Origin of the sequence: Erwinia sp. PPS120 (assembly GCF_047918655.1) — a bacterium.
GTDB classification, from domain to species: Bacteria; Pseudomonadota; Gammaproteobacteria; order Enterobacterales; family Enterobacteriaceae; genus Erwinia; species Erwinia tasmaniensis_A.
Genome location: NZ_JBLREF010000034.1, coordinates 1 through 26,054 on the forward strand (window position 1 = coordinate 1; position 26,054 = coordinate 26,054).

General features: G+C 49.1%; 29 protein-coding genes, 1 tRNA gene and 2 pseudogenes. 19 read left to right on the top strand and 13 right to left on the bottom strand.

The features are described from left to right. Positions 1-65 precede the first annotated feature (65 nt). Positions 66-905 (bottom strand): hypothetical protein, encoded by an 840-nt coding sequence (locus ACLRGG_RS15800; RefSeq protein WP_416250671.1) that lies wholly within the window; start codon positions 903-905, stop codon positions 66-68. A 496-nt stretch (positions 906-1,401) separates the two neighbouring features. On the opposite strand from ACLRGG_RS15800, the gene ACLRGG_RS15805 reads away from it, so the two are divergent. Next, on the top strand, positions 1,402-1,671 hold the full coding sequence (locus ACLRGG_RS15805) for a hypothetical protein (RefSeq protein ID WP_416250923.1): 270 nt from the start codon (positions 1,402-1,404) through the stop codon (positions 1,669-1,671). A 52-nt stretch (positions 1,672-1,723) separates the two neighbouring features. Here the strand turns inward: ACLRGG_RS15805 and ACLRGG_RS15810 are convergent. Beyond that, a pseudogene (locus tag ACLRGG_RS15810) lies at positions 1,724-2,003 on the bottom strand (ArsA-related P-loop ATPase); the annotation flags it as partial. 2 nt (positions 2,004-2,005) lie between these two features. Beyond that, positions 2,006-2,195: pseudogene (locus ACLRGG_RS15815) on the bottom strand (arsenic metallochaperone ArsD family protein); the annotation flags it as partial. A 79-nt stretch (positions 2,196-2,274) separates the two neighbouring features. Here ACLRGG_RS15815 and ACLRGG_RS15820 point away from each other — a divergent pair. The 3 genes from ACLRGG_RS15820 to ACLRGG_RS15830 are packed head-to-tail and all read left to right on the top strand — an operon-like array spanning position 2,275 to position 5,182. Further along, positions 2,275-3,222, top strand: a complete 948-nt coding sequence (locus tag ACLRGG_RS15820) for an ABC-three component system protein (protein WP_416250673.1) — start codon at positions 2,275-2,277, stop codon at positions 3,220-3,222. After that, positions 3,191-3,460 (top strand): ABC-three component system middle component 6, encoded by a 270-nt coding sequence (locus ACLRGG_RS15825; protein ID WP_416250674.1) that lies wholly within the window; start codon positions 3,191-3,193, stop codon positions 3,458-3,460. The genes ACLRGG_RS15820 and ACLRGG_RS15825 overlap by 32 nt, the downstream gene beginning before the upstream one ends. 18 nt (positions 3,461-3,478) lie before the next feature. After that, positions 3,479-5,182: a DUF2326 domain-containing protein gene (locus ACLRGG_RS15830; protein WP_416250676.1), complete on the top strand. Its 1,704-nt coding sequence runs from the start codon at positions 3,479-3,481 to the stop codon at positions 5,180-5,182. A gap of 108 nt (positions 5,183-5,290) precedes the next feature. Here the strand turns inward: ACLRGG_RS15830 and ACLRGG_RS15835 are convergent, their stop codons facing one another. The 4 genes from ACLRGG_RS15835 to ACLRGG_RS15850 form a co-directional block, all read right to left on the bottom strand. Further along, positions 5,291-6,403 (bottom strand): hypothetical protein, encoded by a 1,113-nt coding sequence (locus ACLRGG_RS15835; RefSeq protein WP_416250678.1) that lies wholly within the window; start codon positions 6,401-6,403, stop codon positions 5,291-5,293. Further along, positions 6,403-7,704 carry a hypothetical protein gene (locus ACLRGG_RS15840; RefSeq protein WP_416250680.1) on the bottom strand — a complete coding sequence of 434 codons (1,302 nt, stop codon included), beginning with the start codon at positions 7,702-7,704 and terminating at the stop codon, positions 6,403-6,405. Before ACLRGG_RS15840 ends, ACLRGG_RS15835 begins: the two co-directional genes overlap by 1 nt. A gap of 183 nt (positions 7,705-7,887) precedes the next feature. Beyond that, complete coding sequence (locus tag ACLRGG_RS15845; protein ID WP_416250681.1) at positions 7,888-9,084, bottom strand: tyrosine-type recombinase/integrase; 1,197 nt, start codon at positions 9,082-9,084, stop codon at positions 7,888-7,890. Between the two features lie 195 nt (positions 9,085-9,279). After that, positions 9,280-9,356: transfer RNA gene (locus ACLRGG_RS15850), tRNA-Arg, on the bottom strand. Between the two features lie 183 nt (positions 9,357-9,539). On the opposite strand from ACLRGG_RS15850, the gene folD reads away from it, so the two are divergent. After that, entirely contained in the window at positions 9,540-10,406 is an 867-nt protein-coding gene (gene folD / locus ACLRGG_RS15855; RefSeq protein WP_416250682.1) for a bifunctional methylenetetrahydrofolate dehydrogenase/methenyltetrahydrofolate cyclohydrolase FolD, read from the top strand. Then, a complete protein-coding gene (ybcJ, locus tag ACLRGG_RS15860) occupies positions 10,406-10,618 on the top strand; it encodes a ribosome-associated protein YbcJ (protein ID WP_416250683.1) in 213 nt (70 codons plus the stop codon). Before folD ends, ybcJ begins: the two co-directional genes overlap by 1 nt. 78 nt (positions 10,619-10,696) lie before the next feature. On the opposite strand, the gene cysS is transcribed toward ybcJ, so the two are convergent. Then, positions 10,697-12,085: a cysteine--tRNA ligase gene (gene cysS, locus ACLRGG_RS15865; RefSeq protein WP_416250684.1), complete on the bottom strand. Its 1,389-nt coding sequence runs from the start codon at positions 12,083-12,085 to the stop codon at positions 10,697-10,699. 229 nt (positions 12,086-12,314) lie between these two features. Here cysS and ppiB point away from each other — a divergent pair, with 229 nt between their 5' ends. The 5 genes from ppiB to ACLRGG_RS15890 all read left to right on the top strand — a co-directional run bounded on the left by ppiB (position 12,315) and on the right by ACLRGG_RS15890 (position 15,981). Next, positions 12,315-12,809 carry a peptidylprolyl isomerase B gene (gene ppiB, locus ACLRGG_RS15870; protein WP_345830997.1) on the top strand — a complete coding sequence of 165 codons (495 nt, stop codon included), beginning with the start codon at positions 12,315-12,317 and terminating at the stop codon, positions 12,807-12,809. Next, positions 12,809-13,534, top strand: coding sequence for a UDP-2,3-diacylglucosamine diphosphatase (lpxH, locus tag ACLRGG_RS15875; protein WP_416250685.1), 726 nt, complete (start codon positions 12,809-12,811; stop codon positions 13,532-13,534). The genes ppiB and lpxH overlap by 1 nt, the downstream gene beginning before the upstream one ends. A gap of 157 nt (positions 13,535-13,691) precedes the next feature. Then, complete coding sequence (gene purE, locus ACLRGG_RS15880; RefSeq protein ID WP_416250686.1) at positions 13,692-14,201, top strand: 5-(carboxyamino)imidazole ribonucleotide mutase; 510 nt, start codon at positions 13,692-13,694, stop codon at positions 14,199-14,201. Next, positions 14,198-15,268 carry a 5-(carboxyamino)imidazole ribonucleotide synthase gene (gene purK, locus ACLRGG_RS15885; RefSeq protein WP_416250687.1) on the top strand — a complete coding sequence of 357 codons (1,071 nt, stop codon included), beginning with the start codon at positions 14,198-14,200 and terminating at the stop codon, positions 15,266-15,268. The genes purE and purK overlap by 4 nt, the downstream gene beginning before the upstream one ends. A gap of 320 nt (positions 15,269-15,588) precedes the next feature. Further along, the gene (locus tag ACLRGG_RS15890; protein WP_416250688.1) at positions 15,589-15,981 is read left to right on the top strand and encodes an autoinducer binding domain-containing protein; all 393 of its coding nucleotides are present in this window, start codon (positions 15,589-15,591) and stop codon (positions 15,979-15,981) included. Positions 15,982-16,061: 80 nt separating this feature from the next. On the opposite strand, the gene ybbP is transcribed toward ACLRGG_RS15890, so the two are convergent. Next, positions 16,062-18,479, bottom strand: a complete 2,418-nt coding sequence (gene ybbP, locus ACLRGG_RS15895) for a putative ABC transporter permease subunit YbbP (protein WP_416250689.1) — start codon at positions 18,477-18,479, stop codon at positions 16,062-16,064. Next, on the bottom strand, positions 18,476-19,162 hold the full coding sequence (gene ybbA / locus ACLRGG_RS15900; protein WP_416250690.1) for a putative ABC transporter ATP-binding protein YbbA: 687 nt from the start codon (positions 19,160-19,162) through the stop codon (positions 18,476-18,478). Before ybbA ends, ybbP begins: the two co-directional genes overlap by 4 nt. On the opposite strand from ybbA, the gene tesA reads away from it, so the two are divergent. The 5 genes from tesA (at position 19,133) to ACLRGG_RS15925 (ending at position 23,000) form a co-directional block, all read left to right on the top strand. Continuing rightward, positions 19,133-19,756 (top strand): multifunctional acyl-CoA thioesterase I/protease I/lysophospholipase L1, encoded by a 624-nt coding sequence (gene tesA, locus ACLRGG_RS15905; protein WP_416250691.1) that lies wholly within the window; start codon positions 19,133-19,135, stop codon positions 19,754-19,756. The genes ybbA and tesA overlap by 30 nt on opposite strands. A gap of 31 nt (positions 19,757-19,787) precedes the next feature. After that, a complete protein-coding gene (locus ACLRGG_RS15910) occupies positions 19,788-20,561 on the top strand; it encodes an SDR family oxidoreductase (RefSeq protein WP_416250692.1) in 774 nt (257 codons plus the stop codon). A 76-nt stretch (positions 20,562-20,637) separates the two neighbouring features. Further along, positions 20,638-21,495 carry a co-chaperone YbbN gene (locus tag ACLRGG_RS15915; protein WP_416250693.1) on the top strand — a complete coding sequence of 286 codons (858 nt, stop codon included), beginning with the start codon at positions 20,638-20,640 and terminating at the stop codon, positions 21,493-21,495. A 105-nt stretch (positions 21,496-21,600) separates the two neighbouring features. Further along, positions 21,601-22,515 (top strand): SPFH domain-containing protein, encoded by a 915-nt coding sequence (locus tag ACLRGG_RS15920; RefSeq protein ID WP_416250694.1) that lies wholly within the window; start codon positions 21,601-21,603, stop codon positions 22,513-22,515. Further along, complete coding sequence (locus tag ACLRGG_RS15925; protein WP_416250695.1) at positions 22,515-23,000, top strand: NfeD family protein; 486 nt, start codon at positions 22,515-22,517, stop codon at positions 22,998-23,000. Before ACLRGG_RS15920 ends, ACLRGG_RS15925 begins: the two co-directional genes overlap by 1 nt. Before the next feature lie 188 nt (positions 23,001-23,188). Here the strand turns inward: ACLRGG_RS15925 and cueR are convergent, their stop codons facing one another. From cueR to ACLRGG_RS15940, 3 genes are all read right to left on the bottom strand, one after another. Beyond that, positions 23,189-23,587, bottom strand: coding sequence for a Cu(I)-responsive transcriptional regulator (gene cueR / locus ACLRGG_RS15930; RefSeq protein WP_416250696.1), 399 nt, complete (start codon positions 23,585-23,587; stop codon positions 23,189-23,191). A gap of 90 nt (positions 23,588-23,677) precedes the next feature. Continuing rightward, positions 23,678-24,697 (bottom strand): phage integrase, encoded by a 1,020-nt coding sequence (locus tag ACLRGG_RS15935; protein ID WP_416250697.1) that lies wholly within the window; start codon positions 24,695-24,697, stop codon positions 23,678-23,680. A gap of 84 nt (positions 24,698-24,781) precedes the next feature. Then, on the bottom strand, positions 24,782-25,063 hold the full coding sequence (locus tag ACLRGG_RS15940; RefSeq protein ID WP_416250698.1) for a helix-turn-helix domain-containing protein: 282 nt from the start codon (positions 25,061-25,063) through the stop codon (positions 24,782-24,784). A gap of 106 nt (positions 25,064-25,169) precedes the next feature. Between ACLRGG_RS15940 and ACLRGG_RS15945 the strand changes: the two genes are divergently transcribed. Genes ACLRGG_RS15945 through ACLRGG_RS15955 form a run of 3 tightly spaced genes read left to right on the top strand, consistent with a single transcriptional unit; the run spans position 25,170 to position 26,052 of the window. Then, entirely contained in the window at positions 25,170-25,601 is a 432-nt protein-coding gene (locus ACLRGG_RS15945) for a hypothetical protein (protein ID WP_416250699.1), read from the top strand. Then, the gene (locus ACLRGG_RS15950; protein WP_416250700.1) at positions 25,598-25,801 is read left to right on the top strand and encodes a hypothetical protein; all 204 of its coding nucleotides are present in this window, start codon (positions 25,598-25,600) and stop codon (positions 25,799-25,801) included. The genes ACLRGG_RS15945 and ACLRGG_RS15950 overlap by 4 nt, the downstream gene beginning before the upstream one ends. Next, positions 25,798-26,052 carry a hypothetical protein gene (locus tag ACLRGG_RS15955; RefSeq protein WP_416250701.1) on the top strand — a complete coding sequence of 85 codons (255 nt, stop codon included), beginning with the start codon at positions 25,798-25,800 and terminating at the stop codon, positions 26,050-26,052. Before ACLRGG_RS15950 ends, ACLRGG_RS15955 begins: the two co-directional genes overlap by 4 nt. The last annotated feature ends 2 nt before the right edge of the window (positions 26,053-26,054 follow it).

Genomic DNA, 26,054 nt, shown 5'->3' on the forward strand with positions numbered 1-26,054 from the left:
GATTTGTGATGTTTGGCGATTGATCAGATCGCACAATCCGGGCTGAGTTCCCTCAAAGTGATCTATTATTCGGAACAGCTATTTAGACGATATACGCCAGCTAGTTTTACTTTTTCGGTAATGAGAATTAATATATCGATTTCACTTTTCTTAGGGACTATCATCGAAACACCATGTACAAGACGATTTCTAATTTGAGTAATATGTTTAATAAAATCTGCGTCCTGCGCAGAAATTATTTTATTTTGTACTAAAACATCGACTACTTTTCCTACAAAAAGAGGGCGTTTAGGTTCTTCTACCGAACAAACATTATACCTTGCAACTTTTTCAAAATTAATCCAAGCAGAGATAAAGCAAGTAAATCCGGATACAAACATATATTCTTCATGATCAATATCCGGTAGGTGCCCGACAACTGAACGAATCATATCATCTGGTAAGTTGAAAAGGTCGTGCTCAAGATCCTTCGCTACAATAACCCCAGTATCAATCAAGTTAAAATCACTTTGCAAATTAATTAACTCCTTGTGCAACTGCGGCAAGGAACCCTTATATTTATCATTTAAGACAAAGTAGTATTTTTTAATATGGCATATATCATGCCAGTATTCCATTAACCCTTGAAAATCATCTTTTATTTTATTTACAGCAGCTAGTACATTGTTAGATGCATCTTCTGGCGCATACACCTGATAATAAACTCCCTCATCCTTAATAAAACCATCATTCTTTCTATCTCCAACATTCCCATAGGGTTTAACCTGCTGAAAACCTTGCGATTTATAGTACATTATTTTTGAAAACAAGTCTTCAAAGCGAACTCCGTCAGACTCATAAACTTGGAGGTGAAACATGTTTCTTGCAATAGATAATGAGATATCATCCATAGTCAGACCTTGCATAATTATAACAAATCCATTGACATTTATTAGCTAAGTTATATGAAAAACGACGTTACCACAATAACAGGAAATATTAAATTGTTAGTTCTTCTAACTTGCTCCATGTTGATTAGCACAGCGCGATTTAAGTAATGCTGTTATCAGAGGTTAGAACAGTTACCCGCTTCAGCTTTTCGCTCATAGCAGACGTCATGTTCCTCAAGCCTGCCTGCTTCGTGTCAGAAATAGTCTTCAGAACCCGATTTGACATGTTGCAATAAAGAACGCTGCGTGCAATATTGCACGTAATGATCAATAAAGAACATTATGTTCAATACGGACGAGCAGGTATTGTGAATAAATTGTATGAACTAAAACATTTTGTGAAAGGCGACAGGATTCATGTTCAGGCTCAACAAATCTGGCTAATTCTCGTTAGCCATATCGAAAGTTCCAAACTCAGTAACCCTCGCCCACGATGGGTGCAACCTATCACGTAAGTGAAGTCGCTTCCCGCATGAAACGTAAGGAGCCTAACGCCGGATTGTTTCTTTCGAGACAATTGGGGATCCTGGGAAATTTGTGCCTTGAAAATGGCTTACCGCCCATCAACTGCATTGTTGTGAACAAAAGTACTCGTGTACCGGGAAGTGAAGTCGTGCTGACAGGTGATGATTCGCTTGATGACGATCAGAAGGCAGTGTTCAGTTATGACTGGTTTAGTGTAAGAGTACCTACAACAGGAATGCTGCGTAGCGTCTGGGAAGACAGGGCTAGCTGGAAATAAAATTCGCCAGACCGAAGCGCACTAAAGTGTTTAGGATATCTGGCCTGTGTTTTAATGCCCAAACCGCGTAAGAAAACTTCTCGCGCTGCTTTTCCAGCCTAGCCATTGGACCAAGACAGGACGCGCCTTCCGGGTTACTTTCAATGAAGCTACTCCATTCTCCGGGAAGCCTGAAGAAGGCGAATAGTGTGGCCCATCGGTGCAGTATCAAAAATGATATGATCAAAACGAGTTAGCAGAGAAGTGTATGTTAATAAGCCAATGAACTCATCGAACGCCGTAATTTCAGTCGAACAAGCTCCTGCAAGCTGCTCAATGATATTATTGGGTATCACCCCTCCATCACCGTTTCACCATCCAGCAACAGCAGCGGAAGCCCTTCAGCTCCTGATGCTTCGAGCAATGATTTCACTTTTTCGTTCTGAACGAAGCTCATAGGCTGTTGCGCTAGCTTGTAAAGTTCGACCTGTACACCATGCCCTTTACAGCCATTGCACAACAGCAGAAAAATCGAACAGAACTTCAGTTTTTTCAATAACGAGTTTACATCACAAAAAGAGAGGATATCATCATTAAAAGTGTTCATCATGGATGCAGGGGCATATGAGTTCAACAAATCAAGAATACCTATACCGACAGTTCTTTCGATTGAAAGTTCATGAAAGCATGGGGGACGCCTTCCAGGCTCTTTTCTCGAAGGTAATGCAGTATACAACCCCTGGATTTCAAGCCGTGTCTCCATGGGGGAATTGGGGAGATGGGGGAAATGATGGGTGGATAGATACCGAAGCTCATTACTTTCAAGTTTACGGTCCTAAACCTTCAAATCAAATCAAAGAACTAGAAGCTGTTAATAAATCTATTGGCGATTTTGATAAGTTAGTTGCTAAGTGGGGAAGGGTCTCGAAATATACCTTTGTCATGAATGATTATTTCAAAGGTATCCCTGCCCCTGTGGGGCATTCACTAAAAAAACTTGCAGCGGAAAAATGTCTTGAATATTCAGGAGCAATGGGAGGAATGGAGCTTCTGAAAGAATTCATGTCATTATCAGAATGCGACAAACAAGATATTGTAGGATTGATACCAAAAGTTGACTTAGATTTTGTTGATAGTCGCGCAGTTGGTGAGGTATTGAGTTTCTTAGCGTATAAATCGTCGTCGAGTTTAGCTTTTTTAAGCGAAACTGCTCCCGACTTTGATGAGAAAATAAAAATTAATGGCATTACAAAACCTATAAAATTGCGGCTTGAAACCTTTAGCTATCAGCTGTATTTAATAAATGAGTTCCTTCATTCTGTCGATAACGGTTTGGAACAAAGCATAGCCCAGGAAGTAAAAGAAACTTATGCGCAAAGTAAATTAGCCGTATCTGAAAATATCCCTGATTGCTCAGACTTAAGGTATTTATGGATGATTGATAAACTACTTCCACCTGGAGTTCATGCAAGTGCTGTTGCAAGTTATAGGTTCGCAGCTGAACTGATTTTAGCCAAATATTTCGAGACATGTGATGCGTATGAACACCCAAACAATACTTCTGCCACATAAACATATTAGGTTTAGTAACTCTTTAGTCGCAATTGCAGGATACATACGTACAATTATCGACGAGCCCATCTCTATCGATGAACTCTGGTTAAAAGTGGAACAAAGAAAAAACACAGAATTAATAAAGCCATCATTTACACAACTTATATTTTCTATCGATATTCTATTTTGCATCAAACAGATAATTGTTGATGAAGAAGGCCGAATAATTTTAACGACTCAAATCGATAATAAATAATAGCCGAAGGGAAGCTAAATGAAACTGATTCGTTTAACTTGTGATCAACCAACATTTCATCCAGTATATTTCAATGATTCTGGATTAACATTGATCATAGGTGATAGCTCAAAAGAAAAAGAAGGTAGCAGCAATGGCGTTGGTAAAACACTGGTCCTCGGTCTTGTACATCATTGTTTAGGAGCCAATGCCGATAAAAAATTAACTTCAGCTGTTCCTGACTGGTGGTTTTCATTACTTTTCTCGCACAATGGAACTGAATACTTAGTTTCAAGAACCGGTAATGGTAAAAAGATTTTATTAAATGATAAGCCTATATCATTAAAAGCTTACAAAGATCTATTGGACAAGTGTGGCATATTTAATCTAAATAATAACATTCCATACCTTTCCTTTAGATCGTTATTCAAGAGATTTTCTCGATACACAAGAGATGACTGCATAAATCCAGCTCGAACTAAAAAAGAACAAGATTTTGATGCATTGCTTCGCACAACTTTTCTATTAGGCATCGATCACACTCTAATTTTGTCTAAAAGAAATAACAAGCAAGATTTAGATAAAGTAAGCCAATCTTTGAAAAATTGGCAGCAAGATGATGTTTTAAAAGATATGTTTAGAGCTGGCTCTCAACCCAAAGTTCGTTACGAATGGCTTGAGCGAGAGATTCCAAGGCTACAAGGTGAGCTAAATGCATTTCAAATCCATGAAAAATATAGAGCTATTGAAGAGGAAACAAATAGCTTAACGAAAACGGTTCGAGAACTTGAAAAAAATAAAAATATAATTGAATTTAAAATAAATAACATAGAGAAAACTCTATTATCACATCCTGACATATCAAGAGAGGATCTTCTTGAGTTATATTCCGGTCTACAGGATATTTTTAAACCAGAAACTTTGGTACATTTTGAGACAGTTGAGAACTTTCATAACTCACTTTCTTTTAACCGAAAGAAACGATTAGAGAATGATAAAGTCAGACTGTTATCTGAGTTGGAAATACTCCAATTCAATATTACTGAAACTTCGATGCTGCGCGATTCAAATTTACAATCTCTACATGGGAAAAGGGCACTTGATGAATATGCAATCATTGCAAGGCAACTTGCTGAATTTGAAGAAGAAAAAATAAGACTGAACGATTATTTAAACTTCTCAGTCAACCTTCAAGAAAAAGCACAAAAATTGAGAGAGCGAAAAGTCGAGCAGGACAGATTGGCCGTTGATTATGCATCAACGAACCCTTTATCAGAATACGATAAAATATTCGCAGAGCTTGCTGAAATAATGTATCCGAGAGTGCCAGCTGGCATAGTTTTAGATGTAAATACTGGTGATAATCAAATTCGCTACGATTTAAGCATTCAAATAGAAGGTGATGACTCTGATGGTATTAATGATGCTAGAATACTATGTTTTGATTGGTTAGTATTTATGTTTGGTGAAAATCATGCAATGAATATGTTATGGCATGACAATCGCCTATTTGCTGATATTGACCCGGGAGTACGTTCAAGGTGGTTTGCTTTCGTCAATCAATCAGCAAAACTAAGTGGTAAACAGTATATAGCAACGTTAAATACAGAAAATTTCCAAGCTATGGCTGCAACTCTGTCTGAGCAAGAAATGAAAGAATTGGCATCACAAATTGTTCTCACTCTGCGAGGAGACAAGCCTGGAAATAAACTCCTAGGTATACAATTTGGAAGCAAAAAATAAAACATTTTAATAAATATCACTCAACTTAATACTGGCATCTGAGTTTTTTAATTTATCATCCCCCTTTGGTTTTCTGGGCGAAGACATTAGTCTTCGCCCAGAAGTATTTCATTTTTTCCTTTTGGTATTTTCAGCGGTTATTCCAAAAGAAATCTTTGAAAATATTTCATTAAATTCAGGTGGCAGTTTTATAGCTTGTTGCAGATATTCAGAAGCAAGTAAAATGAATTTTGTTGCATATGGATTTTCATTTGCAATATCTAATTGAAAATTGGTTTGTTCAGAATTAGTTAACATGCAAAGAGATAACTCTCGAGCTAATAAAGCAGCAGCCATAGCTTGCTGTGGGGCTTGCATTATTTCTCTAATCAAATGTTCAAATTTATTTGTTTCTGGAAAAATACTTAATGCATCACCTTCATTTTGACCAGTTGCTAGGCTACGAATTTTAATAGCTGCATTAAGGTTCTCATAACCTCCATATAGGTATGCTAATACAAGAGAGGAAAAATCATCTTTCTCAGTTGGTGAAATTAATACTAGCAGTAATTTATTTGCTATGTTTGAAATTGTCATCAAAAATAATGAAAGAGCATCACCAAATATGCATAAATGTTCATTCTTAGATGGATCTAACTCTGATCTTATTCTTCTCAGTTTAGCGACAACCTTCCTACACTGTTCGCCTGGCTCATTTATCATCCAAAAAGATGAACTAGAAAATAAAAGATATTCTGACATGTTAGGATATTTTTTGTTAAGTTCCGACAACTTTTCCCATGCTGAAATATCTGCCGCTACTGAATAGTCTATATTTATAGACGTCGTCCCACCGGTACCGATAGATAAACTTTCAAATTCATTTTCTTTAAGTAATGAAATATGTAGATCTGCTGCAGTTAATCTGTGATCTTTCCCAATATTTATTTTCGAGTTCATCAGGATAAAACCGTGGGATGAGTGCGTTTTTTCCATTACTCCTTTTAACCAAAAAACACGTCCTATCGGTGATTCTCTGTTTCCACTTTTACAATCGAAAATAAATTTAACCTGTTCGCCGACAGGAGATAAAGCAATAGCAAGAACATCTAAATCAGTAAGCAGTAAATTTTGCTTTTCAATTCGCTTGCTTGACTCTATATTTACCTCGAGTTGTGGTAACCAGCGTTTGGATATACAAAATTTCAAAGCTAGTGCTTTTTGGGCTCTGTCTTTTAACATTAAATCTTCTCCAAAAGCAACTGTGTTAATTCATTCTGTGTTTCTTCAGAAAGCGATATATTTTCCTTTTCACGCATTAATTTGGAACTAACTAAAGACTCTACATATTCACGATCACCTGCCATCGCTTTCATTACATCATTATCAACTACTAGTTCGGGTATTTTATCTCCTTGAACTAATTGATATGCAATTTTTAAGGACTCTCTATTTTCCGGTGTATCAATAATATCGAGTTGATGATAGCCATTATTAAGGGTGACCAGTTTTGCTATACGTAAGTGCTGAAGATTTTGATATTGTTCAGCATAATCACTGGTTGGTGCCAGCTTAAGCTCGGTTTTCAATTTGTATAAAACAGCTCCAGGGCTTCTAATTCTGTATTTATTTGGTAATAGTTCTCCCTGCCGTATAGCAGAAACAATTGCTAGGGCCCGTTCATATTGCTCTCTTTTAAACGGGCTAATGTTTGTAAAATTAGGTGTAGGAGTAAATATAAATGAGTTATCCCCAGAGTAAGAGGTGATGATAGATGGTGGTTTTACCATACCGTCTTGTGCCAACCTTTTGATCAAGCTAGTTTCATCGTCGGAGAGAGAGTACCCGGATATTTCCTTAGTTTTCAAGATTAGTGATAGAGGCCACCCTTGAGCTTTTTCTAGCAGACGTAGAGTTTTTTGTACTGTTCTAGCTCCTGACTTTGCGACTTGATCGGCAAATATATCTGCATTCTCGGAAAAATATGTAGGATTCAGAAGTATTTTTTTAGATCTACATCTTCTGGAGTAGATATAATTTCCTTTTTCTCCAATCTCAATACTTTGATCAAAGTCTTTTCTATCAGCACCTAATTTATTTGCTAGAGAATCAATATTAAAAGGTGATCCTGCCAATGAATCTACTATTATAAGGGACAGTTTCTCGAACTCATCAGGATTCGACTGATTTTCAAAATACTCACCGATCCCGTCATATAAATCTTCGAAATAAGGAACATTAGGTAGTACAGCTTTAATACTTTTTCCTTCAGAGTGAATTTTAACAAATCCAATCTCTGCCAAAAGATTGACGATTCTATCAACAGCTAACCGAGGTATTCCTATAAGAGAAGTCGCCACCATTTTTAGAAGATCATATTCAATAATCGGTAGTCCTCTTATGTGAAGAGCTAATTGCACCGCCATTCCTATTTCAGGTATTTTTTCAAACTTAGTAACTTCTTTATCTCGTATAGCCAATTGGATTTCATGACATCTTGCTACTGCGATTTTTCTATCCATGCCACCCTCGAAAGTTTTCACATTAATTTGCACTTATGCTAAACGTTTTATCTAAAATGCGACTAAGTAAATAAGTAGAATTGGCACCTTAATGTATAAGCATTTCAAGGGCCTTTCAATATTTTTTCTTTTCAAAAAAGCGGTATTATTTCTAAATATCACCTACTGGACATCTAGCCGTTAACATAGCTAGATGTCTTTTTTTCATGAGACGTTTTTTAAGTTACTTGCAGAAAGGCTGTGAATATATTCCGCATACCACTGCAACATCCCCCTACGCTGCTCTAGGTACTGCGCATGGTTGTACGTGCCACGAATGGTGTTCTTATCCACATGAGCAAGCTGTAACTCGATCCACGCTGTGTTATAGCCCTGTTCATGAAGGATAGTACTCATCGTGTGCCGGAAACCATGTCCTGTCGCCTTCCCGTGATAACCAATCCTTTTTAATACCTGATTGATACTCGCTTCACTCATCGGTTTAGTGATGTCGTTACGCCCAGGGAAAACAAGATTATAACGACCTGTCACCACTTGAATCTCACGAAGTGACGACACAACTTGATCCGATAAAGGCACCAGATGCGGGCGACGCATCTTCATCCTTTCTACCGGGACCTCCCAAACACGTTTCTCGAAATCAAATTCTTTCCATTCAGCCATACGCAGTTCAATAGTACGAATGCCTGTTAACATCAGAATCTTTGTCGCTAGCCGGGTTATTGGGCTGCCGGAATAATCAGCAAGAGCTTGTAAGAAAGCCGGAAAGTCATCTGCTAACAGGTGAGGGTAATGAACAGATTTTGGTGGGGTTAACGCACTCGCCAGCTCTGAGGCTGGGTTAGTTTCAGCTCGACCAGTGACAATGGCGTAACGAAATACCTGATTACAGGCCTGGCGGATTTTGCGCAGTTTGTCTAAAACACCACGTTTTTCGAGTTTACGAAGTGAACTGAGAATCTCCAGAGGCTTTATCTCTGCAATTGGGCGCTTACCGATATCCGGGAAGATATCGTTTTCAAACGCTTCCATAATGTCTTCAGCGTAACCCTTCGACCAGTTAGGGCGCTTGTACTCATGCCACTCCAGTGCGATAGCTTTGAAGGTGTTTTCTACCGTCGCTTTGCGAGCTTGTTTGTCAACCTTTTTCTGTTCACTGGGATCAATAGCGTTAGCGACTTGCCGTTTAGCTTCATCTCTGCGTTGTCTGGCTTCAGATAACGAAATCTCTGGATAGATACCTAACGCCAGCATCTTTTGTTTACCGTCAAAGCGGTACTGTAAGCGCCAGTATTTAGATCCATTGGGATGAACCATTAAATGCATTCCTTCGCCATCGGTAAGCTTGTAAGGCTTATCGGTAGGCTTTGCACTTCTTACCTTTACATCGGTTAATGCCATTTAAGGCCCTCCGTTGCTGGCTGTTGGTACAAGATTTTATTGAACGGGGATGTACCATCACATATACCAACAGATACTACTTGATGCTGGTAGATGTAGGTAGACTTGCAGAGAATCTCGACGCACTAAAATCAACCAACTTACTGAATTTTAGGCATAAAAAAAGACGCCGATTGACGTCTATTTACTTCGAAATGGTACGCCCTACAGGATTCGAACCTGTGACCTACGGCTTAGAAGGCCGGTGCTCTATCCAACTGAGCTAAGGGCGCATAGTGAACTGCGTCGAATTATACGGAGCGGGGCTGCTGAGTCAACGATTTTACCTGATGCGGAGCGCTGTTGCTGCACTATTGCACAGTAGCCGGCAAAACTGTGCCTGACAGCGGCCGCCGCTTCTGACAAAATAGGCGCCATTCCCCGTTTTAACTCAACACAGATGGATCCCCTCTCTGATGGTAGCAAAGATTATTGACGGTAAAACGATTGCGCAGCAGGTACGCCAGGAGGTTGCTGAGAAAGTGCAGCAGCGTCTGGCCGCTGGAAAACGGGCGCCTGGGCTGGCCGTGGTTCTGGTGGGTGAGAACCCGGCTTCGCAGATTTACGTAAGCAGCAAGCGTCGCGCCTGCGAAGAGGTGGGCTTTATCTCCCGCTCTTACGACCTGCCCGCGACCACCAGCGAAGCAGCGCTGCTGGAGCTGATTGAGCAGCTGAATAACGACGGTGAAATCGACGGTATCCTGGTGCAGCTGCCGCTGCCGGCAGGCATTGATAACGTTAAGGTGCTGGAGCATATTTCGCCAACCAAGGACGTGGATGGCTTCCATCCTTATAACGTTGGCCGCCTGTGCCAGCGTGCGCCTAAGCTTCGCCCCTGTACGCCTCGCGGCATCGTTACCCTGCTTGAGCGCTATAATATTGATACTTTCGGGCTTAATGCGGTGGTGATTGGTGCATCTAATATCGTGGGCCGTCCGATGAGTATGGAGCTGCTGCTGGCGGGCTGCACCACGACCGTAACCCACCGTTTTACCAAAGATTTACGTCGTCACGTCGGGCATGCGGATCTGCTGGTCGTTGCCGTCGGCAAGCCTGGCTTTATCCCCGGCGACTGGATTAAGCCCGGTGCGATTGTGATAGATGTGGGCATTAACCGCCTGGAGAGTGGCAAGGTCGTCGGCGATGTGGATTTTGAAACCGCCTCCGCGCGCGCGTCGTATATTACGCCGGTTCCTGGCGGCGTTGGCCCGATGACGGTCGCCACGCTTATCCAGAATACCCTTCAGGCATGTGAAGAATTTAATGATGGAGCAGCACAGTAATGGCAACGTTCTCTTTAGGTAAGCATCCGCACGTCGATCTCTGCGATCTGCTAAAGCTGGAAGGCTGGGTAGAAAGCGGCGCGGTAGCGAAATCGCTGATAGCCGAAGGCTATGTCACCGTTAATGGCAAGGTTGAAACCCGTAAGCGCTGTAAAATCGTCTCAGGCCAGAAGGTGGAGTTCGACGGCAACAGCATTACGGTGACCGAATAAGATTACCTCTTCCCGGTGCCCCGCCCGCAGGCTGAGCACCGGGAGAAGCGTCAGGAGCGAGCGCCCTGACGCTGTTTACTACTTCCGACGCCAGCTGGTGCCCTGCGGGCCATCTTCCAGCACAATACCGAGTTCGTTCAGCTTGTCGCGCGCAATATCCGCCTGCGCCCAGTTTTTCTCTCTACGGGCGTTAATCCGCATCTGCACCAGCGCATCAATTTCCGCCGAGTTATCATTCGCGTCCTGTGCTCCGCTCTGCAAAAATAGCTCCGGATCCTGCGCCAGCAGGCCCAGTACGCCAGCAAGCGAGCGTAGCGTTGCGGCCAGACCGTCAACGGCGGCAACGTTCTCAGCCTTCATGCGGTTCACTTCGCGCGCCAGATCGAACAGCACCGAGTAGGCTTCCGGCGTGTTGAAGTCATCATCCATCGCCTCGCGGAAGCGGGCCTCGAATGCTTCCCCCCCCGCGGGTGACGCCGACGCATCCGTATTACGTAGCGCAATATAGAGGCGTTCCAGCGCCGATCGCGCCTGTTTCAGGTTATCTTCGCCATAGTTCAGCTGGCTGCGATAGTGGCCCGACATCAGGAAGTAACGCACCGTTTCCGCATCATAATGTGTCAGCACGTCGCGCATAGTGAAGAAGTTACCCAGCGACTTCGACATTTTCTCACGGTCTACCATCACCATGCCGGAGTGCATCCAGTAGTTCACATAGGGACCGTCGTGCGCACAGCTGGACTGGGCGATCTCGTTCTCGTGGTGCGGGAACATCAGGTCCGATCCGCCGCCGTGGATATCAAAATGGTCGCCCAGCTGCTTGCAGTTCATCGCCGAACACTCAATATGCCAGCCCGGACGGCCTTCGCCCCATGGAGAATCCCAGCCCGGCTCGTTGGCTTTCGACATCTTCCACAGCACAAAGTCCATCGGATTGCGCTTGACGTCTTCCGCCACGTCCACACGGGCACCGGCCTGGAGCTGATCCAGATCCTGACGGGAGAGCTGGCCATAATTCCGATCGCTGTCCACCGAGAACATCACGTCGCCGTTGCTGGCAACATAAGCGTGATCGCGCGCGATCAGCTTTTCGACAATTTCAATAATTTCGCCGATATGGCGCGTGGCGCGTGGCTCGCAATCCGGCGGCAGGATGTTGAGAGCAGCAAAATCTGCATGCATCTCGCTAATCATCCGGTTGGTCAGCACTTCTATCGACTCGCCGTTCTCGTTGGCACGTTTGATTATCTTGTCGTCAACATCGGTGATGTTACGCACGTATTTTAGCGAGTAACCCAGATAGCGCAGGTAGCGTGCCACCACGTCAAAGGCAACAAACGTGCGTCCGTGTCCAATGTGACAGAGGTCATAAACGGTAATGCCGCACACGTACATGCCGACAGCACCAGCATGAATGGGTTTAAATTCCTCTTTTTGACGACTCAGGGTGTTGTAAATCTTTAGCATTGAGACATTCCGTTTTTAACGTGTGCGGGATAAACCAGTTTGGTATTCTGCCGTATTGTTAACGTAACCGCCACGCAAAGCAAGGCGCTGGCGCGGTCCCGTTATGCAGCAGGGCTGACTCGACATAACAATTTGTGATATAAAAGCGGTCTGCCAAAAGCGTGCGAATGCCCTGAGGGCACCGGCACTTGCTTACCGATAAATACTTCAATTTCGACAGGATGATAATATGGTTACTTTCCAGACTAATCATGGCGATATCGTTATCAAAACCTTTGATGACAAAGCGCCCGCTACCGTTAAAAACTTCCTGGAATACTGCCGCGAAGGTTTTTATAACAACACCATTTTTCACCGCGTTATCAACGGCTTTATGGTTCAGGGCGGCGGTTTCGAACCGGGCATGAAGCAGAAAGATACCAAAGAAGAGATCCGCAACGAAGCCAGCAACGGTCTGAAAAACACCAAAGGTACGCTGGCCATGGCCCGGACTCAGGCTCCTCACTCCGCGACCGCGCAGTTTTTTATCAACGTGGCGGATAACGACTTCCTGAACTTCCGCGACGAAAGCCTGCAGGGCTGGGGTTACTGCGTATTTGCAGAAGTGGTTGAAGGTATGGACGTGGTTGAGAAGATTAAAGCCGTTGCCACCGGCCGTAGCGGTATGCATCAGGACGTGCCAAAAGAAGACGTTATTATTCAGAACGTGATCGTTAGCGAATAATGTCCTGCACGCTGTTTATCGCAGATTTGCATCTCTGCACTGAAGAACCGGCAATTACTGCCGGTTTTCTTGCTTTTTTGCGACGTGAAGCTTTCCACGCCGATGCCTTATATATTCTCGGCGATCTGTTTGAAGCCTGGATCGGCGACGACGATCCGCAGCCGCTGCATGCAGAAATCGCCCTTGCCCTGAATGCGTTAAAGCAGCGTGGTATTCCCAGCTACTTTATTCATGGCAACCGTGATTTCCTGCTGGGGAAGCGCTTTGCCGCCGCCTGCGGCATGACGCTTCTGCCCCAGGAGACGGTGCTGGAGCTGTACGGTAAACGTATTCTGATTATGCATGGCGATACGCTCTGCACTGACGATGCAGGCTACCAGCAGTTTCGCCGACGGGTACATCAGCGCTGGCTGCAAACGCTGTTCCTTGCCCTCCCCCTCTCCCTGCGTCAGCGCATTGCTGCGCGTATGCGATCCGGCAGTAAACAGGCTAACAGCAGTAAAGATGTCGCAATTATGGACGTCAATTCCGCTGCGGTCAGCGAGTCGATGTCCCGTCATCAGGTGCAGTACCTGATACATGGCCATACCCACCGACCCGCCGTTCATCAGCTCGAGGTTAACGGCCAGCCGGCCGAGCGCATGGTGCTGGGCGCCTGGCACACCGAAGGCTCCATGATCCGCGTCAGCCCCGATGAAACGGCATTGATCGCTTTCCCCTTTTAGACGGTTGAATGCGTTTTTTTTGCGGATGAAGGGCATACGCAACCGTTTTCCTTGCCCTCCAGTCATGTTATTCTCTCAGCCCTTCCCATCCGGCGGCCCGCTCAAGTAAGTGCAGGTCTTCCGATGACGTATGTACAATCACAGGAGTCAGACCCGCATGTCTTCCAACGCCGCATCGGCCCGCATTGCTATTGTTATGGGTTCCAAAAGTGACTGGGCAACCATGCAGTTTGCTGCGGAAATTCTCACCGGCCTGGCCGTTCCCTTTCACTGTGAAGTCGTTTCGGCCCACCGCACGCCGGACAAGCTCTTTAGCTTTGCCGAACAGGCGCAGGAAAACGGCTTTCAGGTGATTATTGCCGGTGCGGGCGGTGCGGCCCATCTTCCGGGTATGCTGGCTGCAAAGACGCTGGTGCCGGTCCTCGGCGTTCCGGTACAGAGTGCAGCCCTGAGCGGCGTCGACAGCCTCTACTCTATTGTACAGATGCCGCGCGGTATCCCGGTCGGTACGCTGGCCATTGGCAAGGCGGGCGCGGCAAACGCAGCGCTGCTGGCTGCGCAGATCCTGGCGCTGCATGATGCAGGCCTGGCTGCACGCCTCACCGACTGGCGCAAAAGCCAGACCGACGAGGTGCTCAATAATCCAGACCCACAGGTGACCCCATGAAGCCCGTCTGCGTACTGGGTAACGGACAGCTGGGGCGCATGCTGCGTCAGGCCGGTGAGCCGCTGGGCATTGCCGTCTATCCTGTTGGCCTTGACGCCGAGCCGGAGGCGCTGCCCATCCAGCAAAGTGTAATCACTGCTGAGATCGAACGCTGGCCGGAAACGGCGCTAACGCGCGAGCTGGCCAGCCATACCGCTTTTGTTAACCGCGATATCTTTCCGCTGCTGGCGGATAGGCTGACGCAAAAACAGCTCCTCGACCGGCTGGGCCTGGCCACTGCGCCCTGGCAGCTGCTGGCCGATGCCAGCGAGTGGCCGCAAATTTTTGCCACTCTGGGCGAGCTGGCGATCGTTAAGCGCCGCACCGGCGGCTACGATGGCCGGGGCCAGTGGCGTTTACGCCAGGGCGAAACCGATGCGCTGCCCGCTGACGGCTACGGTGAATGCATTGTGGAAAAGGGCATTAATTTTTCCGGCGAAGTGTCGCTGGTCGGTGCGCGGGCACCTGATGGCAGTACGGTTTTCTATCCGCTGACGCATAACCTTCATCAGGACGGTATTCTGCGCACCAGCGTGGCGCTACCAGAGCCGGATAAGGCCCGTCAGCAGCAGGCAGAAACGATGCTGTCGGCCATTATGCATAAGCTCAACTACGTCGGCGTGATGGCGATGGAGTGCTTTGTGGTGCCGGAAGGTCTGCTGATCAACGAACTGGCCCCGCGCGTGCATAACAGCGGGCACTGGACGCAAAACGGCGCCTCCATCAGCCAGTTCGAACTGCATCTGCGCGCAATCCTGAACCTCCCTCTGCCGAAGCCGGTGGTCAGCACGCCGTCAGTAATGATCAACCTGATCGGCACCGGGGTGAATGTGCAGTGGTTAGATCTGCCGCTGGTGCATCTCCACTGGTACGAAAAAGAAGTTCGCGCGGGCCGGAAGGTTGGACATCTCAATCTGAACGATGTCAGCGTGAAATCGCTACAGGTGGCAATGCGTAACCTGGTGCCGCTGCTGCCGGAAGATTACGCCAGTGGAATAGCCTGGGCGATTGAAAAGTTAAAGGGTTAAGTGAGATCAGATGCAGCCTGCGTAGGGATACGCAGACTGCATCTTACCGCACAAGTGACAGCGGCTAAAAAATCGCCACCAACTATACTTAAGTAGAGCTATCCTTTTTGCCAAAGAAAATTTATCTTATAGCTAAACCAATTTAGTGATTCGATATTTTTAAATTGCCAATATACAGGGATCTTTTTTCATAAATTTATAAAACCCACCCACTCCATGATTGTGTCAGGCTGAATTAATTTAAACCTGCGTCAAAGACAGGTAAACGGTGTACCCGTTTTGTATTTATAAAACCAGACAGGGTTTTTCGAGGAAAGGATATGATTCAGCCCTTGTTCAATAAGGAAGCTATTAATGCAGTCATTCAGGACTACCTGGAAGTGGAACTGAAGACGCTTAAAAACATTAACTACGCATATGCGATCCGAAATAAGAATAATCCAGCCGATTTTTCGATTATCTCCAACAGGCGTGAATGGTTTGAGATCTATATCGATAATAGCTTTCACCATATCGATCCTGTTCTGAGTCGTGCCCAGCAAAGGCTTACCCCTTTTTTCTGGGATGAAAAAAGCCTTATGCAACGAGGGGTCCAGATACCACGCCTGTTTGATATGGCATGTCATCATAATATCACCAGTGGCTGTACCTTCGTTGTCCACGACCAGCACAATTACCTGCAACGCCAAACACGCCATCAGGCTGGGTGTTGAATTAGATATCATCCGACCCCACTACCCCATTTAGTCATCAGGCTGGCTGCCGAACGTACTCCCGCCAGCCAGCCTGATGACTATGCCGCGTTAAACCCTCTAAACAGCGCTTTCCCTTTCAACAGCCGCACGCCCAGCCATCCTCCGCACAATGACAGCAGTAGCGCACCCGCTAGCGGCAGTACAAGCCAAATCAGCAGGTCAGGCTGCCACGGGAAATCAAATACGTAGCGTTGCAGGCCCCACAGGGCCGCTTCGGCACCGGATGCGGCGGCCAGTCCTGATACGGCACCCAGAAGCGCAAACTCACACCACAGCGTATGCCGCAGAAGCTTTTTACCGGCTCCCAGCGTACGACAGACCACCAGCTCCTGTCTGCGCTGGCGCATTCCAACCTGAATCTGCGCCAGCAGCAGCAGGATGCCACAGGCGGTCACCAGAATAACTATCACTTCCAGCGCCCTGCTGACCTGGGCAAGAACCTGCCCAATCTGCCGCAATAGCGTACCGATATCCAGCAGGCTGAGACCAGGAAACGCGCGGTTTAACTGGGCCAGCATCGCCGTGTTGCCCTCAAGCCGAAAACTGGTTAGCCAGGTTTGCGGCTGGGCATCCAGCGCGCCTGGTGGGAAAATAAAGAAAAAGTTAGGTTTCAGGCTCTCCCAGTCTACCTTGCGCAGGCTGGTAATTTTGGCCGAGAAATCCTGAGTGTCACCGGTGAAGGTCAGCGTGTCACCCAGCCCTACCCCCAGCCGGCCGGCAAGCGCCTCCTCCATTGACACCTCTCCCGTTTTTGGTGGCCAGCTACCCGCCACCAGCGGGTTGTGATCGGGGAGCTGCGTCTGCCAGGTTAAGTTAAGCTCGCGGTTAAGGGCGTTATCGCGCGTCGGATCGGCAGGCTGGTGGTTGATCCCCGTCAGCCTGACCCGGGCGATCGGATAAAAGGTCTGTGGCTGGACCTGATGCTGTTCGAGGAATGCCCTGACCTGCGGTACCTGATCCTGCGTCAGGTTCAGCAGAAAGTAGTCAGGGCTGCCGGGCGGCATCTGCTGTTGCCAGCGATCCAGCAGATCTCCGCGCATAATCAGCAGCAGCGCCAGCAGCATAAATGAAAGTGAGAAGGCCGCCAGCTGGCTGAGAGTCGTCCACGGCTGGCGCAGCAGCCGGTTTATCGCCAGACGAAATGGCAGACTCCGCCCGGTCAGTCGACGCATAACCCATAATCCGGCCCAGCCGACTGCGCCCAGCAGTAGTGAAAGCAGCACAATACCCGCAACCAGCGCCCAGAGCAGGCCGCTGCCGCCAACCAGTATGGCCAGCAGTGCCACCACTGCCAGCCCCATGACGGGCAGGTAGAACTTCAGGGGCCAGACGTTGGCGACAGCATCCTGCCGGAGAACCCGCAGCGGCTGCGTAGCCAGCAGCAGACGATAGGGGCGCAGCCCCACCAGCAGTGAAATAATAAACAGCGATCCCAGCGCCCAGAGCCACGGCCAGCCGCTCGCTGGCGGCAGCTGCGCCGGCAGCACCGGCCCGAGCAGAAGCAGCAGAATGCGCTCAAAGGCCAGTCCGAGTACGCTGCCGCCCGTTGCCGCCAGCAGCAGTACCGCCAGCCACTGACCGACAATCAGCTTTCTGAGGGCGGTGCGACCCGCTCCCAGCGTCTTAAGGACCGCCACCAGATCGTAGCGGCTGCGACAGTAGTGGCTCATGGCAACGGCGACGGCCGCAATGGCCAGCATCAGCGTTAACAGCGCCGACAGCAGCAGGAACTGCTGCGCACGCTGCATCGATTTACTCAGGGCATCCTCTGAGTTTTCCACGCTTATCCAGCGCTGATCGGGTTGGAGATGCGCAGCAATGAAGCTGTCATACCGGCTGAGCTGGGCGGGCGTACCGGCGAACTTATAGCGCCAGGTAACCCGACTGCCAGGCTGAATTGCGCCGGTCTTCTCCACGTCGGCCAGGTTCATTAACAACCGTGGCGCAGTCTGGAACGGATTGAAACCCGCATCCGGCTCCTGAACGACCACGCCCGCGACGCGCAGCGTCGCATCACCAACATCCAGCTGACTGCCTGCGGGCAGATTAAGCAGCGCCTGCAGGCGCGGTGCCACCAGCACCGTCCCCACTGCGGGTTTTAGTGCCGCAGGTTCGGTCGCCAGCTGTCCTGCCAGGGGGTAGCTGTCATCAACGGCCTTTACCGAAGCCAGCTGGGGCGTATCGCCGGAAAAGGTCATGGTCATAAAGGTGAGCTGCCGCCCCACCCTCAGCCCCAGCTGTTGCGCGTTATCAAGCCACGCCTGGGGTACCTCGCGGGCACTTTGCAGCGTGCGATCGCCTGCCATGTAGTCACGACTCTGCTGAGTCAGTCCTTTTTCCATCCTGTCGCTGAGTGAACCGAGTGCCAGTACGCAGGCCACCGCCAGCGTGAGCGCCAGCCAGACAATCAGCAGCGAGGGGGACTTCCACTCTCGCCAAAACCAGCGCCAGATCATGCCTCCTCCCACAGTTTACCGTCACGCACGCGTAGCCGCCGATCGCAGCGGGCAGCCAGCTGTTCATCATGCGTGACCAGAATCAGCGTGGTCGCATAGTCGCGGTTGAGCCCGAATAGCAGGTCGGCAATGCGATCGCCGGTTTTACGATCGAGATTTCCGGTAGGTTCGTCGGCAAACAGCAGCGCGGGACGTCCGCTGAACGCGCGGGCCAGCGCTACGCGCTGCTGCTCACCGCCTGAAAGCTGTGCGGGCAGGTGCGTCATGCGCGCGGCAAGGCCAAGCTGGGTTAGCAACGCCTGCGCCTGAGCACGACTCTGCCTGTCGCTATCGCCGCGCAGCAGTGCCGGAAGCTGAACGTTCTCCAGTGCGTTGAGCGTGGGAACCAGCATAAAAGACTGAAAAACAAAACCAATACTCTTCGCCCGTAGCGCGGCCCGCTGCTCCTCATCCATCTGATGAAGGGGCGAACCCAGCAGCCTAACCTCTCCCCCGGTCCCATCATCAAGCCCGGCTAAAATACCCAACAGGGTTGACTTGCCGGAGCCTGACTCGCCAATCAGTGCGAGGGTTTCAGCTGGTTTGACAACCAGCTCAACTCCGGTAAGGATGGAGAGCTGATGCTCACCCCGACCGACGGACTTACTAAGACGATGAACTTCAAGAATGTTTTCCGCTGGCATTACCCTGTCCTTTTATTACTGGCTTTGATATCGCTACGCGCGGCGGCGGCAGATAGGCTGCTGGTGCTCGGTGACAGCCTGAGCGCTGGTTATCGCATGTCCGCCAGCGCCGCATGGCCCGCGCAACTTAATGATAAGTGGCATAGTTCGCCCGCTGTCGTTAACGGTAGCATAAGCGGCGACACCGTGGCGCAGGGGCTGGCTCGCCTGCCAGCTCTGCTTAAACAGCATCAGCCGCGGTGGGTATTGATCGAGCTGGGTGGAAATGATGGACTGCGCGGCTTCCCGTCACAGGCTATCGAGAAGGATCTTAGCGCGATTATCAGCCAGGTCAAAGCGGCCGGTGCTCAGCCTTTGCTGATGCAAATCCGCCTGCCTGCCAACTATGGCCGACGCTATACCGAATCCTTCGGTGCCATTTACCCACGGCTGGCGAAAGAGAACGCCATTCCGCTGGTACCTTTTTTTATGGAGCAGGTCTACCTGAAGCCGGAATGGATGCAGCAGGATGGTATTCATCCTAACCCTGATGCTCAGCCCTTTATTACCGGGCTGATGGCCAGCGAACTGGCTCCGCTGATTAAGCAAAAATGACCGGTTGTGATGACCGCTCACAGGTAACCCTATGCAAAAAAATATTGTTATTACCGGCTGTTCCAGTGGAATAGGCTTAATTGCTGCCAACGACCTGCTGCGCCGTGGGTACCGGATTCTGGCTGCCTGTCGTAAACCCGAAGATGTACAGCGTATGAACGCGCTGGGTTTTACCGGCATCCAGCTCGATCTCAACGACAGCATCAGCGTGGAGCGGGCTGCCGGGGAAATTATCGCGCTGTGCGATAACCGCCTGGATGGGCTTTTCAATAACGGCGGCTATGGCGTATACGGGCCGCTGGCTTCCATCTCTCGCCAGCAGCTGGAGCAGCAGTTTGCCACCAATCTGTTTGGTACACATCAGCTCACTACGCTTCTGCTGCCCGCGCTGCGCACCAGCGGCGATGCGCGCATCATTAATACCAGCTCGGTACTGGGTCTGATTTCCACACCCGGACGCGGTGCTTATGCAGCCAGCAAGTACGCGCTGGAGGCATGGACTGATGCGCTGCGCATGGAGCTGCACGGCAGCGGTATACGCGTGAGCCTGATTGAGCCCGGACCAATCAGTACCCGCTTTACCGACAACGTTAGCCAGGCCGAGCGCGATAAGCCGGTAAAAAATCCCGGTATTGCCGCACGCTTTACCCTGCCGCCGGAGGCAATATTACCCAGGTTGCGCCATGCTTTGGAGAGCAAACATCCGCGGCTGCGCTATCCCGTGACGCTGGTCGCGCACGCAATGACGATATTACGGCGCTTACTTCCGGGCTGGATACTGGATCGCATTTTGCGTGGTAAGTAGCCTGCTGATGTCATCAGGCCTTGAAGCTTACGCGGTCGCCCCAATACAATGAGAAACCCTGATAAGAGACGAACTCATGTCACCACAAGCTAGCATCATTACAATTGACGAAACTAACCTCCAGCAGACGCTTGAACAGTCGATGCAGGTGCCCGTGCTGTTTTACTTCTGGTCTGCACGAAGCCAGCACTGTCAGGAGTTAACCCCGGTGCTGGAGCGCCTGGCGCAGGAATATGCCGGGCAGTTTGTCCTTGCGGAGCTGGACTGCGATGCACAACCCGCCGTCGCGCAGCAGTTCGGCCTGCGTTCCATCCCGACCGTTTATCTTTTCCAGAATGGTCAGCCGGTGGATGGCTTCCAGGGCCCACAGCCGGAAGAGGCTATTCGCGCGCTGCTGCATAAGGTGCTGCCAAAGGAAGAGGAGCTGAAAGCGCAGGAAGGTATGCGCCTGATGGATGAAGGCAAGGTGCTGGATGCCCTTCCCCTGCTTAAGGAAGCCTGGCAGCTGAGTAATCAGAACAGCGAAATGGGCTTTTTGCTGGCCGAGGCGCTAATTGCCCTTAACCGCAGCGAAGAGGCGGAAGAGGTGCTCAAAGTCGTGCCACTTCAGGATAAAGATACGCGCTATCAGGGGCTTATTGCGCAAATCGAACTGCTTAAGCAGGCCGCCGACACGCCGGAAATTCAGCAACTTCAGCAGCAGATTGCGTCCCAGCCGGACAACGCTGAGCTGGCAACGCAGCTGGCTTTACAGCTGCATCAGGTAGGACGCAATGAAGAAGCGCTTGAGCTGCTGTTTGGTCACCTGAAAAAAGATCTCGGCGCGGCTAACGGCCAGGTACGTAAAATATTGCAGGACATCCTTGCGGCGTTGGGCACCGGCGACGCGCTGGCAGCTAAATATCGCCGCCAGCTTTACTCCCTGCTTTACTGATTGCTTCTGTACTATTAAGAAGCAGCTAACCGCCCGACATGCTGTAGAATGATGGGCGCGGGCCGAATGATTCGGCCCTGGCAGCAACAATCCGGAGGTTAATTTATGCTTACTGTTATTCCTGTCATTATCATCCTGGCGTTGATCGTCGTCTGGTCAGGCATCAAAATCGTTCCACAGGGCTATCAGTGGACGGTAGAGCGGTTTGGCCGCTATACCAACACGCTCCAGCCCGGCCTTAACCTGATTGTGCCCTTTATGGACAGAGTTGGCCGTAAAATCAATATGATGGAGCAGGTCCTCGATATTCCTTCGCAGGAAATTATCTCCCGGGATAACGCCAGCGTAACCATTGATGCCGTGTGCTTTATTCAGGTAGTGGATTCTCCTCGCGCCGCTTATGAAGTCAGTAATCTGGAACTGGCGATCATCAATCTGACCATGACCAATATGCGTACCGTGCTGGGTTCGATGGAGCTGGATGAAATGCTGTCTCAGCGTGACAATATTAATACCCGGCTGTTACGCATTGTGGACGAAGCCACCAACCCCTGGGGCATCAAAATAACCCGTATTGAGATCCGCGATGTTCGCCCGCCTGCCGAACTGATTGCCTCAATGAATGCCCAGATGAAAGCTGAGCGAACCAAACGCGCAGACATTCTGGAGGCCGAGGGGGTTCGACAGGCAGCGATCCTGCGCGCCGAAGGGGAAAAGCAGTCGCAAATTCTCAAGGCTGAAGGCGAAAGGCAGTCGGCATTTCTTCAGGCGGAAGCGCGTGAAAGAAGCGCAGAAGCCGAGGCGCAGGCGACTAAAATGGTGTCGGAGGCTATCGCCGCGGGGGATATTCAGGCAATTAACTACTTTGTTGCGCAAAAATACACTGACGCGCTGCAAAAAATTGGCACGTCCAGCAACAGCAAAATGGTGCTGATGCCGCTGGAAGCCACCAGCCTGATGGGCTCCATCGCCGGTATTTCTGAGCTACTCAGTGAGAGTAAGAAGGATCGGAAAATCTGATGATGAGCGATCTGCTGGCAACACCCTGGGTGCTGTGGCTGACGCTGGGCGGTGTCCTGCTGGCGGCGGAAATGCTCGGTGCCAGCGGTTACCTGCTGTGGAGCGGCGTGGCCGCTGTACTGGTCAGCCTGCTGGTATGGCTGGTGCCGCTGCCCTGGGAGTGGCAGGGGATCAGTTTCGCCCTGCTAACAATCCTTTCAGCGCTGTGGTGGAACCACTGGCTGAAAGATCAGGACCGCAAAAAACCTATTTCCACCCTCAACCAGCGTGGTAGTCAGCTAATTGGCCGACAGCTAACGCTCGATGAAGCGCTGACAGATGGTTTTGGGCACGTGCGGATTGGTGACAGTAGCTGGCGCGTTCAGGCCGGAGAAGACTTTCCTGCCGGGACGCCGGTTACCGTAGTTTCCGTAGAGGGTATTACCCTGCGCATTATCAGACGCCCTGCCAACGCCGGAGGGACGGACACCAGAGTGATACGCTGAACGGATCTGCCGGGATGCTATGTTGCCCATGCCAGTAGCTGCAAATGTTACTAATGATGCTGCTGGCGCAACTCATGCTGCAATGCTGCAGGCACGAATCATGCTACAATGCTGCTGGCATGAATTATGCTGGGGGGCTGCCTGTGCAGCTACAGCTACCGGGGCTGCTCATTTCTGGCAAATGCGGCTTAGGGGTGGCAGCAGCCTGCAAAATTATTGATAATCGGGCACTCGGCACTATCATCGCCGGGGCAACTCTCTGCCAGAGCCAGCAGACGCGTACGCATCAGGTTCAGCTCGTGGATATGTGATTCAATTTCCGCCACTTTATCCAGGGTACGCGCTTTAACATCCGCACTGTGCCGCTGAGGGTTATTGAACAGGCCGATCATTTCACGGCACTCCTCAAGGTTAAATCCCACCTGCCGCGCCTGTCGCAGCAGCGTCAGTTCCTCAATGTGCTTACTGGTATAGCTGCGATAGCCGTTCCCACTCCGCAGCGGGGGCGTTACCAGTCCCTTCTCTTCATAAAAGCGGATCGTTTTACTGGTTAATCCGGTCTTCTTAGCCACATCGCTGATATTCATGGTGTGCTCCTTGACCTTCCCCTTGATGGGGGGAATCTTAACCCCGCAGCCACCTAAGTGACTACGGGGAATTAGTATATTATCTACCCTTTATACCCCATTTACCCCCGTTTGACCTGTTAACTGTGGTCGCAATGTGGACACTTTGGAAAGCGGATTAAAGTTTACCGCGTCGGCTAAGTAGTCCGGGGAGAAGTGTGCGTAGGTCATAGTCTGCGACACATCCGCATGTCCTAGTATTCTTTGCAGGGTGATAATGTTGCCGCCCTTCATCATAAAATGAGTGGCGAAGGTATGGCGTAATGCATGGGCTGCCTGACCATCTGGCAGATTAGGTTTTGCCGCCTTCATCATCTTGCGGAAACGGCTGTAACTCACTTTAAATAAGCGGCCTGTTTCACAGGTATTTACAATGTCGGCCACTTCCTGGGATATGGGAACAACGCGTTTTTCTCCATTTTTAGTATGGGAGAACATCACGTTATTGTGAATGATATTCTCAGCTTTAAGACCGTAAGCCTCACCCCATCGCGCACCCGTTGCCAGGCAAAGTACGGCTATCCGGTAATAATCCCCCTTTATCGAACTAAGAAAAATATCAATCTCGCTTTCCGTAAGGTACGACATTTCCGAACGAACTTCCCGCAGTGGGGCAAGTGTCGCGATCAGGTTTTCTCCGTGGAACTCATCAATTGCACCCATTGCCTTAAAGATACCGCTCAAAGCAAAAAGATCGTGATTGATGGTGGATGCTTTAATCCCATTTTCCAGACGTTCAGCCCTGTAATCGACTAAGCACCTTGAGTCTATTTGGTAGAGCATTGGGTCGTCCATATCGCGGCAAATTCCGTTCACTGTACTTAACCTACGCCGAGCGTATGGCAGGTTACGGCCTAATAGCATCCACCAGGTCTCAATGAATTCGCTCAAACGACGTTTATCAGCTGGCCGATTGAGATAATCATTGTTCTGGTATTTAGCGATGATGCTTCGCTCATAGGCATGAGCATCAGCCTTGCGGTCAAACTTTTTACGGATACGCTTTCCATTGCGTCCCCGCGGTCTTACATCTACTTCAAAGCGACCATCTTCGAGTTTCTTAATTGACATAAGATAACCCTCCGATGTACTGCTCAACTCTTACCCTCAGTTCTTCAGCCCAAAGGTAATAAATATCTAACCAGTTCTCATCCCTTAGCGGCTTGAGGTTGTTTCGTCTGGCATATAGTGCGCAAGCGCCGGAGCAATCTGCCCCTTCGCCGGATCCGTCCGATCATACATAAACCAGTCCTGGTATTTGTTAAATCTTGGATGACCAAAGAGCTTAACAGCCGATTCTAAGGTCATTTTAGATTTATCACTCTCATACCCATGATATGTGCCGTAGTTAATTCCTGTTAAATCAGTTAATTGCCTCTTTGTAATCCGCTCAGAGTCACGGATAAGAGCCAACTTCTCACCTTGCGTTCTTGACATAGTTCATAGTTCTCAACATAATTAAGCGTACTCAACTCAGGAAGTGGCAAAGCACATCCTGTACCCACTTAGCCCCTATGGGGGCCAATTGAGGGATTTTAGCATAATGAAAAACATCAGCGAAATTGACACACAGTACGCAAGACAATTCCCTGTTGATACGGGACGTGCGCTGCGAGTATGCCGTATGACAGAGAAACAAATTCATAAGTTGCGGGATATGTCGACAGACGAGTTAGCGAGCCAGATTTTTGTCTGTGCTGAGGAATTTGCGTACCTGACTGGTCGCACCCTCAAATCGGTGCAACACCTGATGGACAGAAATCAGATTCCCGTTCATCGCGAAGGGATGCCAGGTTCAAAACGACCTAAACGCTTCATCATGATGCAGGAATATTTAGACGCTTTGCGCCATTGCCGCGCCATCATCACCGCAGACGAGCGTTATCACATTGATCGCCTCATGCGCGACAAAGCGACTTACCGTCGTTCGACCGGTAAAGGTTCACGGCCAGCAAATGGACGGGCGTCTGTATGAGTCATTCAATCCGTGAAATCAGCCGCTATTCCTCAATTTATCGCGGCTTCTTAATTACCCGCCGCCCTAAAACGCTTATCAGCAAGATTGCTCGCTACGAAGTAAAATTCGACGAGCAATCTTTCGGGTTATTCGACGCGCAGGCCCAGGCGACTGCGTACATTGACGAACTTCACAGCCAGAAGGAGAAAGCGGCATGAAGACACCATTTTTGGCAGCGGGTAACAAAGTTCTGAGCATGTACGAACGTCGCCAGTTAGTTGCGACCGCAAAAGCACCGGCACACTCCGAAAGTGAAATCTATTGGGCCTGTGAAAAGTTGCGAGAGATTGCCGGGGCGGCTGCTTATGCAGGCAGTGCCGAGGCTATCAAATTAAGTACCGCCGCCGAACTGTGGAGTAAAACCCATAAAATCCCTGAACCGTTTACCGTTATTTTCGACGAGGCTTAATC